Below are 17,228 nucleotides of genomic sequence, written 5' to 3'. Positions count from 1 at the left end.
CAATGCCGTCTCTGTAACCAAACGGCATCATCCTGTCACCAGCCGTGGCAGCGCATTGGCGCATTTTCATGGCGACAGTACGATCCCAACAGCGCAGGCCGCAGGGATCGGGCGAAAGTAAGGAAAGCTGTTGAAAAACGGCTGACGATCAAGCGGACAGCGCCCGATGATGCGGGTCAGGACTTGTCGGGACCGAAGGCGGCAGCCGACAGGCGAACCGGAATCTCGGCACGAACCGGCTGACGCCGCGACTCGGCAAAGTCACCAACGAAGGTCCAAGCATCCGAATCGGCAAGCAGCGCCTCGACCATCCGAGCATTGAGCCGGTGACCGCCGCGATAGGAACGATAGGCGCCCAGGATAGGCGCGCCGGCCAAAGCGAGATCGCCGACGGCATCGAGCGTCTTGTGGCGAACGAACTCGTCCGTGAAGCGCAGGCCCTCGGGATTGAGCACGCGATCATCGCCCAGAACGACGGTGTTCTCCAGCGACGAGCCCAGCGCCAATCCGCGCGACATGTAGAATTCGACATCCTTGAGGAAGCCGAAGGTACGGGCACGGGCGAGGTCACGGCGGAAATTATGCGGTGTCAGGTCGACGACGAACCCCTGCCGGCCGATGAGCGTCGAATCGAACTCGATGTCGATCTCGAAGCGGCGACCGTCAAAAGGCAGCAACTCGGCGAAGGAAGAGCCCTGATCGACGCGAACCGGCTTCAGCACCTTGATGAAACGACGCGGCGCACCGACCGAAACGATTTCGGTGCCATCCAGCAGCGACACGAATGCGGCGGCGCTACCATCCATCATCGGCACTTCCGAACCGTCGATCTCGACGATCACATTATCCACGCCGAGACCGCTGAAGGTCGCCAGAAGATGCTCGATCGTCGCTACCGACAATCCCATCTTCCCGATGGTGGTGCAGGATTCCGTTGCGTGAAGATGTTCGATCGTGGCGCGGATGGAAACGGTGGAGACGCCCGAAGCGTCGACGCGCTGAAACACGATGCCCGTATCGGCGTCGGCGGGGTTAAGGGTCATCGTGGCCGGCTTGCCGCTATGCACGCCGATACCCGAAACGACGAGAGCATCGCGCAACGTCGTCTGAGCCGTGCCCTGCTGCTTTGCCATCAATTCGCCCCGCCTGAGACACAGAACTCGAAGGCCTGATTGCCTCCGAACCGATGCCCCGACTTTACACACGACCAGCTGAGTGCCCCCTCAACCGCTCGAATCGTCATATTCAACAGCATCTTGAGTTGGAGAATACGGCGGTGCAGCACGGTCAACAAATCACGCTTTCTAACCGTGTGTAACCGGATCCCCGAACGGCATATCTCCAAATAGCACGAGACCCGGCGCCGCAAGCGGCACCGGGTCTTCGCAGTTTCTAAGACAGCTCAGTTGGCCTGCCGGCGGAGAAACGCCGGGATTTCGAGCTGATCATCCTCGTGACGCGCATCGCGCGGCATCACGCGGCCATGCTGGTCGAGTTCCTGCTGCCGGGAGCGATAGGCCGCTTCCTGCTGCGGAATCGGAGCCTGCGGCCGAACCTGTCCCTGCTGACGCGGGGCCTGGGCCGGGGCCTGCGGCGGACGGACCTGGGTCCGCGGCGCGCCGCCCTGCGGCTGCGGATTGCCGCGAACGAGCGGCGGCTGGGCCGGCTGGGTCGCCTCCTCCTCGCGACGGCCGAGGCCAACATGGGCGAGACGGCGCAGGAGGCTCATCGGACCGCGATCTTCCTCATGCGTCTCCTCGGCGCGAGCGGCATGGATCTCGCGCTGAGCGACGGCGGGGAAGTCCTCGACGCGCGGCATCCGGGTGGATGCAGGCGCCTCGGCTGCCGGCGGGATGAAGTGCTGTGCCGGAGCGTGATCGTCGACCGGAGCCTGATGCGGCACCATGTCGAACTCGTGATCCAGCTCGGCCTCGGCATAGGAGACCGGGGCCTGCGGCGCCATCGGGGCGATGGTGACGCCAGGATCACGAGCCGACGGCTGGCTCTGGACGGCCTGGCGGAGCTGCTGGGCCGGGGCCGCGGCGCGGACTTCGGTGTTGATCGACGGCGCGCGGGGCGCCGGCTGCTGGACCGCTGCCTGCGCGGCGGCCTTCATACGCTGGTTCAGCTCGGCGATACGCTGGTCGTTCGGATTGTGCTCCTCGATGACATCGCTATCGATGCCGGTCGCGACGACCGAGACGCGGATCACGCCCTCGAGGCTCTCCTCGAACGTGGCGCCGAGGATGATGTTGGCGTCCGGATCCACTTCCTCGCGGATGCGGGTTGCCGCCTCGTCGACCTCGAACAGCGTCAGATCGCGGCCGCCCGTGATCGAGATCAGCAAGCCGCGGGCGCCGTGCATCGACGTCTCGTCGAGCAGCGGATTGGCGATCGCAGCTTCAGCCGCCATGATCGCGCGACGGTCGCCGGAGGCTTCGCCGGTGCCCATCATCGCCTTGCCCATCTCGCGCATCACCGAGCGAACGTCGGCGAAGTCGAGATTGATCAGGCCTTCCTTGACCATCAGATCGGTGATGCAGGCGACGCCCGAATAGAGAACCTGGTCGGCCATCGAGAAGGCGTCCGCGAAGGTCGTCTTGTCGTTGGCAATGCGGAACAGATTCTGGTTCGGAATGACGATGAGCGTATCGACGCTCTCCTGCAGTTCCTTGATACCAGCCTCGGCAACGCGCATGCGGCGCGCGCCCTCGAACTGGAACGGCTTCGTCACCACGCCGACGGTCAGGATCCCGTGCGAACGGGCCGTGCGGGCGATGACCGGGGCTGCGCCCGTGCCGGTGCCGCCGCCCATGCCGGCGGTCACGAACACCATGTGCGAGCCGGCAAGGTGATCATTGATCTCGTCAATGACTTCCTCGGCGGCGGCGCGGCCGATTTCAGGCATGGAACCGGCACCGAGACCCTCGGTAACGGCAACGCCCATCTGGATCAGTCGCTCGGCTCGAGACGACATAAGGGCCTGGCTGTCGGTGTTCGCGCAAACGAACTCGACGCCTTCAAGGCCCGATCTGATCATATTGTTGACGGCGTTGCCACCAGCGCCGCCAACCCCGAAGACCGTGATCTTGGGCTTCAGCTCAGTAATGTCCGGCATCTTCAGGTTGATGGTCATGGTGTCCTCGTCGTCTAGACCCCTACTGCCGGTGGCGCTTAACCGGCATCGCTTCATTTGCATTGGGGCGCTTCGCCGTCGGCGCCCCGCCTTTCGGCGACTTAGAAACTCTCTCGGAACCAGTGCCCGAATCGGGAGAAGACCCCCCCGGTGCCGGTCATTGCGAGACGATGGCCGCGGACCGCCGAGACCTGTTCGATCTGGGCAACCTGCGGATAGATCAGAAGGCCGACGGCCGCCGAGAAAGCCGGCCCCTTGGCCGCCTCCGGCAATCCCGTCACGCCGAGCGGCCGGCCGAGACGAACGCTGCGCGCCAGGATGCGGCGCGCCGCCTCGGTGAGCCCGGTTAGCTGGCTTGCGCCACCCGTGAGAACGATGCGGCGCCCGACCATGGTCTGGAAGCCAGAAGCGTTCAGCCGGTCGCGCACCAGTTCCAGCATCTCCTCCGTACGCGCACGGATGATCCGCGTCAGCGCCGAGCGGGGGAGCTGGTTGGGAATATCGCGATCGTCGTCGCCGATCGGCAGGACAGAAAGGATGTCGCGCTCGTCGGACACGCTGGGCAGCGCGCTGCCATGCATCGTCTTCAGCCGTTCCGCATCCTCGATCCGGGTCGAAAGGCCGCGTGCAATGTCGGTGGTGACATGCTGGCCGCCGATGGCGAGGGCGTCGGCATGGACAAACTGGCCATCCATGAACACGGAGATCGTCGTGGTGCCGCCGCCCATGTCGACGCAGGCAACACCCAGTTCCGTTTCGTCCTCGACCAGGGCGGCAAGCCCCGCTGCATAGGGCGTCGCGACCATCGCCTCGACCGAGAGATGGCAGCGGGCAATGCAAAGCTCGAGATTGCGCAGCGGCGCGGATTCGCCGGTCACCATGTGCATGTCGACGCCGAGGCGCTCGCCGAGCATGCCACGCGGATCGCGAATGCCGCCATTGCCGTCGATCGAATAGCCGATCGGCAGCGAGTGCAACACGGAGCGCTCCGGCGTCACCGAATGCTCGCGGCCGGCCGAGAGGACCCGGCGGATATCGGCCTCGACGATCTCGTGGCCGGCCAGCGCCACGCTCGCTGAAAAGGCCTCGCTTGCCAGACGGCCGCAGGAAATATTGACGATGATCGATTCGACCGTGACGCCGGCCATCCGTTCGGCCGCATCGACGGCAAGGCGGATCGCCTGCTCGGCCTGATCGAGATCGACGACGACGCCGGACTTGATGCCGCGCGAGCGCTGATGACCGATGCCAATCACCTCGACGGCATGGGTGCGGCCCGGCAGAACGTCACCGAGTTCGCGCGGCTTGAGACGGGCGATCAGGCAGCAGACCTTGGAGGATCCGACATCGAGGATCGAGACGATGCTCGACTTGCGCGTCGGCAAGGGACGTACGCGGCTATCGGAGGCGACGAAGAGCGGCATCAGGTGCTGGCTCCCCTGCGCTTGGCGAGCTTTTCCTGCTCCTTGATCGCGGCGAGGCGCTTGGCCGCAGCATCCGGCGACAGGCGCACAAACATGCGGTCGCCGAGCCGGAGGTCGAGGCTGACGATATCCTTGGAGAGCAGGCCGTTGCTTGCATCGAAGGCGGCGACCTGAGCGAGCGCCGTCGCCGGCTGCTCCTCCGGCAGCATCAGGGTCACGCCATTGTCGAGCACGAGATCCCAGCGCCGCTCACCAACCAGAACCGCGGCCTTGAGGCGATCGCGGAGCGCCGGGAACGGGTCCACCAGCGAGAGCGCCTCGTCGACGCGCGTCTCCGCGCCCTTGCCGATCAGACGAAGCAGGCCGTTATGCACTTCGCCGGCATCGCCGATGACGCGGCCCGTCTGGTCGATGACGGATACCGACTGGTCATGCTGCCACAGCGCGAACGGAACGCGCTCGTCGATCGTGATCTTGAGCGTCGAGGGATAGATCTTGCGCAGCGTCGCTTGCTGCACCCAGGGGAGAGTCTCGATGCGGGCCTTGGCCGCCTCGACATTGATGAAGGGGAGCGAGGCGTCGGGGTTGAGTTCGAGCTTGTCGAGCACCGCAACCTCGGATGTCTCCATCTGGCCCGAGATGCGCACATTATCGACAACGAGACCGGCGGCATGGCTGACCTCGCCGACGACCTCGTCGACCCGACCCGCGGAGACAATTCCAGCGATCGCGGTGGCGGCGAAGAGCACGGCCAGGCCCTTCACGCCGACATGGGCGGGAAGACGCCAATCCATGCGCTCCACGACCTTCATGCGGCGGCGGAACCACGAGGCAAACTTGGTCGGCACCGCGCCGGCCGAAGCCGCGAGGCCCTCAACCGTCTGTCCCGTTTTACGCCGGCTTATCTGCCGCACGACGCGTCCTCCACCATCCAGCTCACCAGCGCCGGGAAATCCATCCCGGCATATCTCGCCATGTCCGGGACCAGTGACGTTGCCGTCATGCCCGGCTGGGTATTCACTTCGAGGCAGACGAGTTCCCCCGTGCCACCCGGCCTGTCGTCAAATCGGAAGTCCGCCCGGCTGATGCCGCGACACCCGAGAGCCCGATGAGCCCGCACAGACAGATTCCGTATACTTTGGTAAATATCTGGTAAAAGCGGAGCAGGAATTACGTGTCTTGCACCGTTGTCGGAATATTTGGCGTCGTAGTCGTACCAGCCGCCATCTTCCGTCACGAGCTCAATGATATCAAAGGCTTCGTCGCCTTTGACGCCGCAAGTCAGCTCGCGGCCGGCGATATAACGCTCGACCATTACCGTGTCGCCATAGCGCCAGTCCTCGGCAAAGAGTTGCTGGGGCGGATGCAGCGCGCCCTCGCGGACGATCAGGACGCCGAAGCTCGACCCCTCCGCGACGGGCTTCACGACATAGGGCGGCTCCATCGGATGGGCCTTGGCGACGTCGAGCCGGTGCATCAGGATCGATTCCGCGACGGGAATTCCCGCCGCCTTCATGACGTCCTTGGCGCGCGCTTTGTTCATCGCCAGCGCTGAAGCGAGTACGCCGGAATGGGTATAAGGAATGCCCAGGATTTCCAGAACGCCCTGGATGCTGCCATCCTCGCCATAGGGCCCATGCAGGGCATTGAAGGCGACGTCCGGCTTCAGCTTCGCCAACACTTCCGCGATATCGCGCTGGACGTCGACCCGCGTGACGCGATAGCCGGCCGTTTCCAGCGCGTCGGCACACCCCTTGCCGGAATTGAGCGAAACGGGTCGCTCGCTCGACCAGCCGCCCATCAGGACGGCGACGTGCTTCGCCAAAATGCTGTCTCCACCAAGTGTTCCGCGCGGGCCGAATCGGACTTCGCGAAATATGTCAGGGAAGACGTAAGGAAGCGTTAACCAGATCGGCCGGGAGGCGGGACAAATCGACTCAGGCGTTCCGCCGGTTTCGGGGCCATGACGTCCGGACCGCCGTTAACGATGGGCGAGCTCGCCTTCGGCCTTGTCGTGCATGGGCGGGCGCGCGAAACAGAGGCGGAAATGAATACGGCCCGCCAAAGCGGGCCGTATCGATCGCGGAAGCGAAATGGATCAGAAGCGCACTTCGCCAGTAAGCTTCACCGTATTGGAATTCGCATTGTCGGCGAAAGACCCCGAATAGGTGAAGCCGAGGCTCACCCGCTCGTTGAAGGCGAGGTCGGCGCCAGCCTCGACAAGCGCGGAGTCCTGCGCGATCGGCGTGCCGGCGACCGTGAAGCCAGTGCCGGTATTGACGAACAGCATCGCCGCCTCCGGCGAGACATCGTCGAAGGCGTGGCGCCAGCCGAGCATCCCGCGCGGCGTCACCCGCACCCCATTCAGGAAGATATCGCTCGAGAAGCGGGCACCGAGCGTCGAATAGGTCGTCTCATAGGAGGCGCCCGACGAGCTGAGACCGGTCAGGGGGGCGTTCGTTTCCGTGAAGTCGTCGGCGTTCACGCTGACCCAGCCAAGGCCGACATAGGGCGAGAGGGTCGCGCTGCCGACCTTGGCGTCATAGGCGACCTCGCCGAAGACATTACCCGTTGTCGCATTGTAGTTCGCCTGCGGCCGTTCGAGGATGCCGGCAATGCTGGCGACCCGCATCGTGTCGATCGAACTCCAGCCCATCGATGCGCCCCCGCGCAGCTTCACGGCATCGAAGGCAACGCCGCCATAGAGCGCGATGAGCGCCGTGTCGATATCGGCAGAACTCGACCATTTCGACGTATCCGCCGAGCCCCAGCTGTAACCACCGGCGAGGCCGAAAGTATAGTTGTCGTTTGAGAAGTCCGCACCGACCAGCGCGCCGCCGACGGAAGAATCCGTCGCCGCCGTATTGCCGTTGTCGCTGCCATCACGGTTGAGCCAGGAGCCGAAGGCCTGGGTCCAGCCCGAATAGCGCGGCCCGGACGCCTCCAGTGCGTCGAAGGCCGCGCTGTTCGGCTTGGCCTCCTCGCCATAGCCGAGCTTCTGGCTCGGCTGGGCGGTCTTGTGGGGAACACCGATCTGGCGCAGCCGCTCGAGCAGCGTCAGTTCGGTCTGCATCGACTGATCGAACAGCGTGCCGGCGAGGTCGGCATGAATCTCGCCCGACAGCGAGTCATAGCCTTCCGCGAGCCCAACGCTCGTCTGGCTGCTGGCGACGTAGTTGTAGAGCTGGCTGCCGCCATGGCTCTGGTCGAGCGCGTTGGCGACGGCTCTCTCATTGGCCGTCTGCGCGAAACTCGCAAAGGGGATGCCGTTGCGGTCCAGCGAGATCGTCACAGTGTTGGCGTCCATGTCCAGCGTCGGCGTGATGAACAGAAGGCTCGGCGCCTGAAGCGACGAGAAGCCGGCTCCCGTGATACCGCCAGCCGCTGACACGACCGTCGCCTTGGCGCCGACGACATAGGGTCCGGGGGCGAGGTTGAGCACCACCGTGCCGCCATTGATGGCGGCCGAGCCCGTCACGGCGAGGCGGTTCGACGCGCCATTGCCAGCCATGCCGACCTTCAACGTGGCATCGGTGAGGCTGGCACTGCCATTAACGGTGAGTTGGCCGCTGGTCCCGGTGCCGGGCACGATCACCGCACCGACGCCTGCCGTCACCAGCCCGGAAACGCTGCCGCCGCCGGAAAGCGTCGCGCCGCCCTCTACCGTCGTCACGGCGGAGAGGGCCGTATTCACGGCCAGCGAGGCACTGGAATAGACGGTGACGCCGGCCGAATAGGCCTCGTTGTCGCCAAAGGTCCAATCGCCCGAATAGACACCGAGCGTCTCGAAATTCGTCACGCCCTTCAGGGTCGAGACACCCGAAAGCGAGGACCAGATGGATAGGCTGTCAAAGCCCGTTCCGCCATCCAGAGTCCCGGCGACCGAGGGGCCGTCGGGTAGGTCGACAATATCATCGCCGTCGCCCATTGAGACGTTGCCGCCGATGGTCCCGGCAGCGAGGAGAGCATCGGCGCCGTCGCCCATCGTCACATTGCCGCCGATCCCCAGGCTGAACAGGAAATCGTTGCCGACGCCCGTAGCCACGCTCCCGCCGATCCAGCCGATATTGTAGAGGATCGCGTCAGAGCCAGACACGGAGAGATCGCCACCGATCGAACCGAAATTATTGAGCCAGGCCCCGCTATTGCCGAGATCGACACTTCCGCCGATCGTCCCGAAATTGTCCATACGCGTGTAGGTATCGGCGAGCATCGCAACGCCGCCGCCGATCAAGCCGTAGTTCGTCAAATAGCTGCTGCCGGAGACGCTGCCGCCGATCGAACCGGCATTGTCCAGCGCGCCAAAGCCCATCGCGACGCCGCCACCAATCGAGCCGTCATTGTCGACATAGTCGCTGCCGCTGCCGAGATCGACGCTGCCGCCGATAAAGCCAGAATTGGAGAACCAATCATTGCCGCTGCCAGCGATGATATTCCCGACGATCGATCCGCTGTTGTCGATATCGTTGTTGCCCGAGCCGAAACCAACATTGCCGCCGATCCAACCTGAATTGGTCAGATCGCCATCACCGGATTGGATCCCGACGTCGCCACCGATGCTGCCCGAATTGTCGATCGTTCCTGCAACGACATTGGCATTTCCGCCTATCCAGCCGCTGTTGGTCAGAATGCCAGTCAATCCAACGCTGCCGCCGATCCACCCTGTGTTGGCGAGCGTTCCCGAGCCGATCGCCACGTCGCCGCCAATACCGCCAGAATTGCCGACCGACGTCCCCCAGCCGTCGCCGATGACCGAACCAACGATAACACCACGATTGTTCAGCGAATCGCCGCCGTCAGCGCCGAGATCGACACCGCCAAGGATAAGCCCCTCATTGGTCATTTGATCGCTACCGAGGCCCAGCGACACGCTGCCGCCCACCAGCCCGGAATTGAGAATAAAGCTCGCTCCGGACCCCATCGAAAGGGAGCCTGTGATCGCGCCCGAATTGTTGACCTGACTGAGGCCGTTTCCAAGGTCGATCGAACCAAAAACGAGTCCCGAATTCGTCAACCAGTCGACACCGCCACCCGTCTTGATATCGCCGAAGATAACCCCAGAGTTTCCGATCTGGTTGAGATTATTGCCGCGAACCGTAATTGCCTCGCCGGTCTCGCTGACGATCCAGCCGGCATTGTTGATGGTCACGCCGGCATAGGCGGCACCGCCCTCGCTGTCGTCGACGAGAATGCCGCGGCCGACGCTGTAGATCAGCGCGCCGGCGGTGTTGGTGATGGTTCCGCCGCCGATCGAGATGGCGTCGGCTATGTTCGGGTCGTCGGGATTGCCATCCTTGTCGCCGACAGCGCCCAGCGCCAGGATTGCACCGTGGTTCTCGATATTGGCGAGATAGTCGATATCGACGCCGTCGCCATCCGCATTCGCGTGCTCCGAGTCGTGGATCGCTGCGCCGGCGATGATGCCATAGTTGACGATCTTGGCCGTCGAAAGCGCCGCAATCTGGTCGGGCGTCGCGCCGTCCGGGATATCGAAATTGATACCGGAGCCATTGCGACCGAGGATAAGGCCGTCGGCGTAATTGGTGATCTGGAACGCCGTCGTTCCGGTATCGCCGGTGATGCCGTGCTTCGCCGCTTCGATCGTACCGTAATTGTTGACAATGCCACTGCCATTGCTCTGGAAGTCGATGCCGTCGCCGCGGTCCCACTCGGTGCCGTTCCAGACGCCGTCATTCATCGACTGGATCGTGCCGTAATTGGTGATCGTCGCATTGCCGCCGGGACGAACCACGTCCGATGTGCCATTGGCCTCGATCAGGCCGTTATTGTTGAGGATGACGGTTCCGCCCGTCGCGGGGTTGAGGTCCAGCGCCTGACCGCTTGTCGTCGAGCGAATCGTGCCGTCATTGGTGATTGTGACCGTGCCGCCGGCGAGCGCGCGGTTGATGCCGATCGCGTCATCGACACCCTCGATCAGCGCGCCCGACTGATTGGTCAGCGTCAGCGAGAACGAACCCGAGGAGCCGCTCGTGCGGATGGCCCGGCCAACAGTCGACGAAATCGTCCCGGAATTGTCGACCGTGAGGTTGGAGCCAGAGCCGGAGAGGACCACGGACGGGTTCGACGTCGTCGTGATCGCACCGCCCGCATCGACTGTCAGCTTGTCGATCCCGGAAATCGTCAACTGCGTCGTGCGCGTGGTTCCGTTCGGAATCGTCGTGTCGGCCGCGAATGCCACCGGCGAAATGGCGATGGCGGTCGCCGCGAGCAGCGCACGACGGCGCGCCCGATCGGAAATTGCGTACATGCTCGTGCCCCAGTCCTCGAAACTCCCTCAAGGCTTAAGCACAGGTTGTGACAGCCGGACGACACGGCTCAAACGCAGGCCTCAACGGTAGCGAAAGCCGCCATCCGCCGATCAACTCATTGAATTAAAACAACTTCCAGAACACCCGCACCTCGCGCATGCATACCGTTTCAATGGACCCAAGCCAACGATGACACGCGGCCGTTGCTCAACCATCACACGTGCTGCTTAGTGACCCAGAAACGGCCGGACCTCGCCGCCAGGCAATGGATTTCCGAGCCGCTTGATCTCCCAATCGAGCCGGATCCCGCTCGATTCCAACACGCGCGCCCGAACGGTCTCGCCCAGAAGCTCGAGGTCGTGGGCCGTCGCGTCGCCCGTGTTGATCAGGAAGTTGCAGTGCATCGGCGACACCTGAGCCCCACCGATTTGCAGGCCGCGGCAACCGGCGGCGTCGATAAGCTTCCAGGCCGAATTTTCCGGCGGATTCTTGAAGGTCGAGCCGCCCGTCTTCTCGCGGATCGGCTGGGCACGTTCCCGATGCGCCTCCACCTCGTCCATCGCCGCCCGGATCGCCGCCCGATCGGCCGGTTCGCCCTGATAGACGGCATCGATGAAGATGAGATCTTCCGACGCGGCGGTATGGCGATAGGTGAAGCCCATCTCATCGTTCGTCAGCGTGAGACGCCGTCCCTTGCGGTCGAGCGCCGTGACCTCGACCAGCCGCTGGCGCGTCTCGCCCCCATTGGCACCGGCGTTCATGCGTAGCGCCCCGCCAATGCCGCCTGGGATGCCGTGATAGAAGGCAAAGCCGGAGAGCCCCTCCTCCAGCGCGAAAGCGGCGACGCGCTTGTCGGGCAGTGCTGCGCCGACGCGGATGCGGTTGCCGTCCAGCCGGGTCGCCGAACCGAACCCCTTAGCGGAGAGACGGATGACCACGCCCTCGATACCGCCGTCGCGCACCAGAAGATTGGACCCGACGCCGATGACGAGCACGGAGACGCTCTCGGACAGGCGCGACAGGAAGAGCCCCAGATCCTCGGCATCTGCCGGCTGGAACAGCGCCTGCGCCGGACCGCCGACGCGGAACCAGGTCACGGCGTCGAGACCGAAATTTGGAGTCACGCGGCCGCGTATGCCGTCGAGATCAAGGTCGAGCGGTGGGAAGCTCACGGCGCGGGGCCGATCTTTTCGAGTTCGCCGGGCAGCGCATAGGCCCAGTTCGTGATCGAGCCGGCGCCAAGGCAGACGACATAGTCGCCCGGCTTCGCCAGGTCGGCGATCATGCCGGCAAGCTTGGCGGGCGCTTCCAGCGCCCAGACGTCGCGATGGCCGCGCGCCTTGAGTCCGTCGACAAGATGGTCGCGGTCGATGCCCTCGATCGGCGCCTCGCCGGCGGCATAGACCGGGGCGACGATCACCGTTTCGGCATCATTGAAGCACGAGCAGAAGCCATCGAAGAGATCATGCAGGCGCGAATAGCGGTGCGGCTGGACCACCGCGACGACGCTGCCACGCGACGCGGACCGCGCGGCCCGCAACACCGCCGCGATCTCGACCGGGTGGTGGCCGTAATCGTCAAAGATCTCGACGCCATTCCAGCTTCCCGTATGGGTGAAACGCCGCTTCACACCGCCAAACGACGCCAGCCCCTTGCGGATCGCCTCGTCGGATATCCCGAGCTGATGGGCGATGGCGACCGCTCCGGTCGCGTTCTGGACATTGTGCTCGCCCGGCATCGGCAAGTTGAGGCCGGCGATTTCGGTCGTCACACCGGTGATCCGGTCGCGAATATGGACGGTGAAGCGCGAGTTGGGGCCCTCGGTCCGAAGATCCGTGTAGCGCACATCGGCCTGTGGGTTGGCGCCATAGGTGACAATGCGACGATCCTCGATCCGGCCGATCAGCGACTGCACCTCCGGATGATCGAGGCACATCACGGCGAAGCCGTAGAAGGGGATGTTCTCGATGAACTGCTTGTAGGCCTCGCGCACCTTCTCGAACGAGCCGTAATGGTCGAGATGCTCGGGGTCGATATTGGTGACGAGCGCGACATCGGCCGGCAGCTTGACGAAGGTACCGTCGCTCTCGTCGGCCTCGACCACCATCCAGTCAGAGGCGCCCATGCGGGCATTGGTGCCATAGGCGTTGATGATGCCGCCATTGATCACGGTCGGGTCGAAGCCGCCAGCGTCGAGCAGCGCCGCGACCATCGAGGTCGTCGTCGTCTTGCCATGGGTGCCGGCAATGGCGATGGCGCTCTTCAGGCGCATCAATTCGGCCAGCATCTCGGCGCGGCGAACGACGGGCAGCAGGCGGGCGCGCGCGGCTTTCAGCTCGGGGTTGCCCGGCTTGATCGCAGAGGAAACGACGACCAGCCGCGCCTCGCCGAGATTGGCAGCGTCATGGCCGATGGCGATCCGGACGCCCTTGGCGCGGAGGCGCTGGACATTGGCGTTTTCCGCCGCATCGGAACCCTGCACGCGATAGCCGAGATTGACCAGCACCTCGGCAATGCCGCTCATGCCGATACCGCCAATGCCGACGAAATGAACGGGCCCGATGTCCGTGGGCATCTTCATGAGGATTCTCCAGAAAGATCGAGCGACGATCCGGCGGCGACGCGCTCGACCAGATCGGCGAGGCGCTCGTCCGCATCCGGACGGCCAACCGATTTTGCCGCCGTCGCCGCCATTTCGAGGCGGGAGGGATCGGCGAGGAAATTCGTGAGTTCCGCCACGAGGCGCTCGGCAGTCAGTTCGGCCTGCGGCACGATCCAGCCACCGCCGGCGGAAGCCAGGATGCGGGCATTGGCGCTCTGATCCTGGTCAATCGCATGTGGCAGCGGCACCATGATGGCCGGACGGCCGATCACGGCGAGTTCGCAAACCGTCGAGGCGCCGGAGCGCGAGATCACCAGATGGCTCTGCGCGATCCGGGCCGGCAAATCCCGGAAGAACGGCGCCAGCTCGGCGGAGATCTGGAGTTCGGCATAGACCTGCGTGACGCGGGCCATGTCCTCGGGCCGACATTGCTGAACGAGTTGCAGCCGTCGCCGGAGCGGTGGATCAAGGCGCTTCAGCGCTTCCGGTAGCAGATCGGAGAAGAAGCGCGCACCCTGACTGCCGCCGAAGACGACGAGGCGAAGCGGACCGCCCGGAGCGATCGGATCGAACGGCACACGACTCGCCTCGACCACGGCATGGCGCACCGGATTGCCTGTCTGCACGATCTTCGCCATGCCGCCTCCGTGGGCGACACCAGGGAACGACGTCGCAAGCACGAGAGCCCTCTTGGCCAGCATGCGATTGGCGCGCCCAAGGACGGCGTTGGCATCATGGACGATGGTCGGCACGCCGAGATGGGCTGCGGCCAGCATCGGCGGCACCGTCGGGTAGCCGCCGAAGCCGACGACGACCTTCGGCCGCAGCGTCGTCATCAGCGCCCTCGCCTGCCAGTAGCCCTGCCAGAGGCTCCATCCGGCCCTGGCCATCACCAGCGGCGATTTCACCGAAGGCGTCGCCGAGCGGAGGATGTGGGTCTTCTCCGCCGGAAAGCTCTGGCCATAGGCTTCGACGCGGTGGTCGGTGGCCAGATCGATCCGCCAGCCTCTAGCGATCAGGACATGGGCGAGCGCCTCGGCCGGGAAGAGATGCCCACCCGTGCCGCCCGCGCAAAGAAGGATCGTGCCCCGGTTCAACTCAGGCAGCCCCTGCCTTTGGCTGCGGGAACGCCGGCGCCTGGAGCGCCTGGAAGCCGGCCGTCAGGCGGATCGGCTCGAACCGGCGGCGCGTCAACGCCAGCACCAGCCCCATCTGGAAGGCGAGCGCGAGCATGGACGAGCCACCGTACGAGACGAAGGGCAGCGTCATGCCCTTGGCCGGCATCAGGTTCAGATTAACGGCCATGTTGATGCAGGATTGGATGCCAAACAGCACGATGAGCCCGGCCGAGGCGATGCGGACAAAGGCATCCTCGTTCTTCAGGCTGTGCGACAGGCCGCGAATAACGACGAACGCGAAGACCATCACCAGCAGGATGCAGAAAATCACGCCGAACTCTTCCGCACCGACGGCGAAGATGAAGTCCGTATGGCTGTCCGGGAGAATGCGCTTCACCAGCCCTTCGCCCGGCCCGCGGCCGAACAGGCCGCCATTGCGGATCGACTCGAGAGCGGTGTCCACCTGGAACGTATCGCCCGTGCCGGGATCGAGGAAGCGGTTCACGCGGCCCGCGACGTGCGGAAACACGGTATAGGCTGCGACCGCGCCACCGGCGGCGAGAATGGCGAGCGCCACGATCCAGATCCAGGAAAGGCCAGCCATAAAGAACACGACCGACCAGGACGCCACGACGAGCATGGTCTGGCCGAGATCGGGCTGGGCGACCAGCAAGGCCACGACGATGCCAAGCAGGAGAACGCCGAAAATATTGCCCGGAATGTCGCTGCGCCGCGTGTTCTCGGTGAAAAGCCAGGCGCACAGCACCACGAAGGCCGGCTTCATGAATTCCGAAGGCTGCAGCGAGAAGCCGATGACGTTGATCCAACGCCGTGCGCCCTTCACCTCCTGCCCGATGAAGAGCGTCGCAAACATGAGGGCGATCGCGACCACGAAGACAATGAGGGCCACGCGCCGCACATCGCGCGGCGACAGCAGCGACGTGGAGATCAGGATCGCGAGGGCCGGAATCAGGAAGGCGACATGGCGTTCGACGAAATGGAAGCTGTCGAGGCCGATACGCTCCGCGACCGGCGGACTGCCGGCCAGCGACAGCACCACGCCGATCAACATCAACGCGATGACCCCCGACAGGAGATATTTGTCGACCGTCCACCACCATTCGGCGAAGACACCGCGATCGGCCCTGCTGACCATCACCTGACCTCCTCAATCGATGGGTTCGGATGCAACGCACGCACCAGCGAGCGGAAATGGTCGCCGCGCTTCTCGAAATTGCGATACTGGTCGAACGAGGCGCAGGCTGGCGAGAGCAGCACCACGGGCATGGGCGCCGCGTCCTCGGCCGCGTCGCGGGCTGCCGCAAGGACGGCAGCCTCCATGGTGCCGACGATCTCGAACGGCACCTCGCCGGCGAGGGTCTCGGAAAACTCCTCCGCCGCGACCCCGATCAGATAGGCCTTGGCGATCCTGGGGAAATAGGGCGAGAGGCTGGCAATGCCGCCGGTCTTCGGCTTGCCGCCGGCAATCCAGTAGATCCGATCGAAGCTGGCCAGCGCCTTGCCGGCCGCGTCGGCATTGGTTGCCTTGGAATCGTTGACAAACAGCACTTTGCCGAACGTCGCGACTTCTTCCATCCGGTGCGCGAGGCCCGGAAAGCTCTTCAGCCCCTTGGCGATCGTCGCCTCTGCGACGCCGAGCGCCCGCGCAGCGGCGATGGCGGCGGCGGCGTTCTGCGCATTATGCGCGCCGCGGAGCGAACCGATGCTGCGGATATCCGCAATGCGTCGCGACGAAGCGTCATCCGCCTCGAAGATCGTGCCGCGGTCGGCGTAATATCCGTCGGCTACCGGCCGACGCACGGAAATCCGCTCGAGGGTCTTTCCGGCGCGATCGAGCTCAGCCGCGATCGCCGCCGACCAGCTGTCGTCAATTCCGACGATGGCCGTCTCGGAGCGGCGGACCACTCGTGCCTTGATCGCAGCATAGCGCTCCATCGTGCCGTGCCGGTCGAGATGGTCCTCGGTGACGTTGAGCAAGATGCCGACCGTCGGGTCGATCGTCGGCGCGAGATCGATCTGGAACGACGAGCACTCGATGACATAGGTGATGTTGTCGTCGAGAGGCGCCAGCGACAGGATAGCCGGACCGAAATTGCCGCCGATCTCGACCTGGCGGCCGGCGACGCGCAGCATATGCGCGATCAGAGCCGTGGTGGTCGACTTGCCATTGGTGCCCGTGATGGCGACGAACGGGGTCTTGGGTGCCAGCGCGCGGCGCTCTCGGCAGAAGAGCTCAACGTCGCCGATGATCGCAACGCCGGCAGCCTTCGCCTTCTCGACGGTCCAATGGGGCACCGGATGGGTAAGCGGCACGCCCGGCGCCAGCACCAGAGCGGCGAACTCGCTGAAATCGGCCGTATGAAGATCGCTCGTCGGCACGCCGGAAGCCGCCGCATTGACCACCGACGCCGCATTGTCGTCGAAGGCGGAGACGAGCGCTCCGCCCGCGGCAAGCGCCTTGGCCGTCGCGATGCCGCTGCCGCCGAGGCCGAACACGGCGACCTTCTTGCCGGCGAATGTGGTGACGGGAATCATGTCCAGACCCTTCCTTTCACCCCGCCCAGAGGGAGAGGTCGCCGCGCGGCGCGCGGCGGGAGAGGGTTTACGGCGTTTCTGGAGAGGGCGTAAACCCTCTCCCGTCCCCACGGGCCGTCCTTT

At 64.7% G+C, this 17,228-nt stretch carries 11 protein-coding genes; all 11 read right to left on the bottom strand.

The annotated features are described in order from the left end of the window. Positions 1-176 precede the first annotated feature (176 nt). The 11 genes from lpxC to murD all read right to left on the bottom strand — a co-directional run bounded on the left by lpxC (position 177) and on the right by murD (position 17,105). Positions 177-1,133 (bottom strand): UDP-3-O-acyl-N-acetylglucosamine deacetylase, encoded by a 957-nt coding sequence (lpxC, locus tag OSH05_RS20665; protein WP_104217783.1) that lies wholly within the window; start codon positions 1,131-1,133, stop codon positions 177-179. Positions 1,134-1,402: 269 nt separating this feature from the next. Beyond that, positions 1,403-3,136, bottom strand: a complete 1,734-nt coding sequence (gene ftsZ / locus OSH05_RS20660) for a cell division protein FtsZ (RefSeq protein ID WP_104217784.1) — start codon at positions 3,134-3,136, stop codon at positions 1,403-1,405. A gap of 101 nt (positions 3,137-3,237) precedes the next feature. Beyond that, a complete protein-coding gene (gene ftsA, locus OSH05_RS20655; protein WP_104217785.1) occupies positions 3,238-4,560 on the bottom strand; it encodes a cell division protein FtsA in 1,323 nt (440 codons plus the stop codon). Continuing rightward, positions 4,560-5,474, bottom strand: coding sequence for a cell division protein FtsQ/DivIB (locus OSH05_RS20650; protein WP_104217786.1), 915 nt, complete (start codon positions 5,472-5,474; stop codon positions 4,560-4,562). The genes ftsA and OSH05_RS20650 overlap by 1 nt, the downstream gene beginning before the upstream one ends. Then, a complete protein-coding gene (locus OSH05_RS20645) occupies positions 5,462-6,388 on the bottom strand; it encodes a D-alanine--D-alanine ligase (RefSeq protein ID WP_104217787.1) in 927 nt (308 codons plus the stop codon). The genes OSH05_RS20650 and OSH05_RS20645 overlap by 13 nt, the downstream gene beginning before the upstream one ends. Positions 6,389-6,658: 270 nt before the next feature. After that, positions 6,659-10,828, bottom strand: coding sequence for an autotransporter outer membrane beta-barrel domain-containing protein (locus OSH05_RS20640; RefSeq protein ID WP_104217788.1), 4,170 nt, complete (start codon positions 10,826-10,828; stop codon positions 6,659-6,661). A 228-nt stretch (positions 10,829-11,056) separates the two neighbouring features. Next, entirely contained in the window at positions 11,057-12,001 is a 945-nt protein-coding gene (murB, locus tag OSH05_RS20635) for a UDP-N-acetylmuramate dehydrogenase (RefSeq protein WP_104217789.1), read from the bottom strand. After that, positions 11,998-13,410: a UDP-N-acetylmuramate--L-alanine ligase gene (gene murC / locus OSH05_RS20630; protein ID WP_104217790.1), complete on the bottom strand. Its 1,413-nt coding sequence runs from the start codon at positions 13,408-13,410 to the stop codon at positions 11,998-12,000. Before murC ends, murB begins: the two co-directional genes overlap by 4 nt. Next, positions 13,407-14,528, bottom strand: coding sequence for an undecaprenyldiphospho-muramoylpentapeptide beta-N-acetylglucosaminyltransferase (murG, locus tag OSH05_RS20625; RefSeq protein WP_104217791.1), 1,122 nt, complete (start codon positions 14,526-14,528; stop codon positions 13,407-13,409). The genes murC and murG overlap by 4 nt, the downstream gene beginning before the upstream one ends. 1 nt (position 14,529) lies before the next feature. Beyond that, positions 14,530-15,705 carry a putative lipid II flippase FtsW gene (gene ftsW, locus OSH05_RS20620; protein WP_104217792.1) on the bottom strand — a complete coding sequence of 392 codons (1,176 nt, stop codon included), beginning with the start codon at positions 15,703-15,705 and terminating at the stop codon, positions 14,530-14,532. Further along, positions 15,705-17,105, bottom strand: a complete 1,401-nt coding sequence (gene murD, locus OSH05_RS20615) for a UDP-N-acetylmuramoyl-L-alanine--D-glutamate ligase (RefSeq protein WP_104217793.1) — start codon at positions 17,103-17,105, stop codon at positions 15,705-15,707. The genes ftsW and murD overlap by 1 nt, the downstream gene beginning before the upstream one ends. Positions 17,106-17,228: the final 123 nt, after the last annotated feature.

It is taken from the genome of Kaistia algarum (assembly GCF_026343945.1).
In the GTDB taxonomy this organism is placed as follows: Bacteria; Pseudomonadota; Alphaproteobacteria; order Rhizobiales; family Kaistiaceae; genus Kaistia; species Kaistia algarum.
The sequence above is the reverse complement of the archived record's forward strand: the minus strand, read 5'-3'. Positions and strand labels throughout refer to the sequence as shown.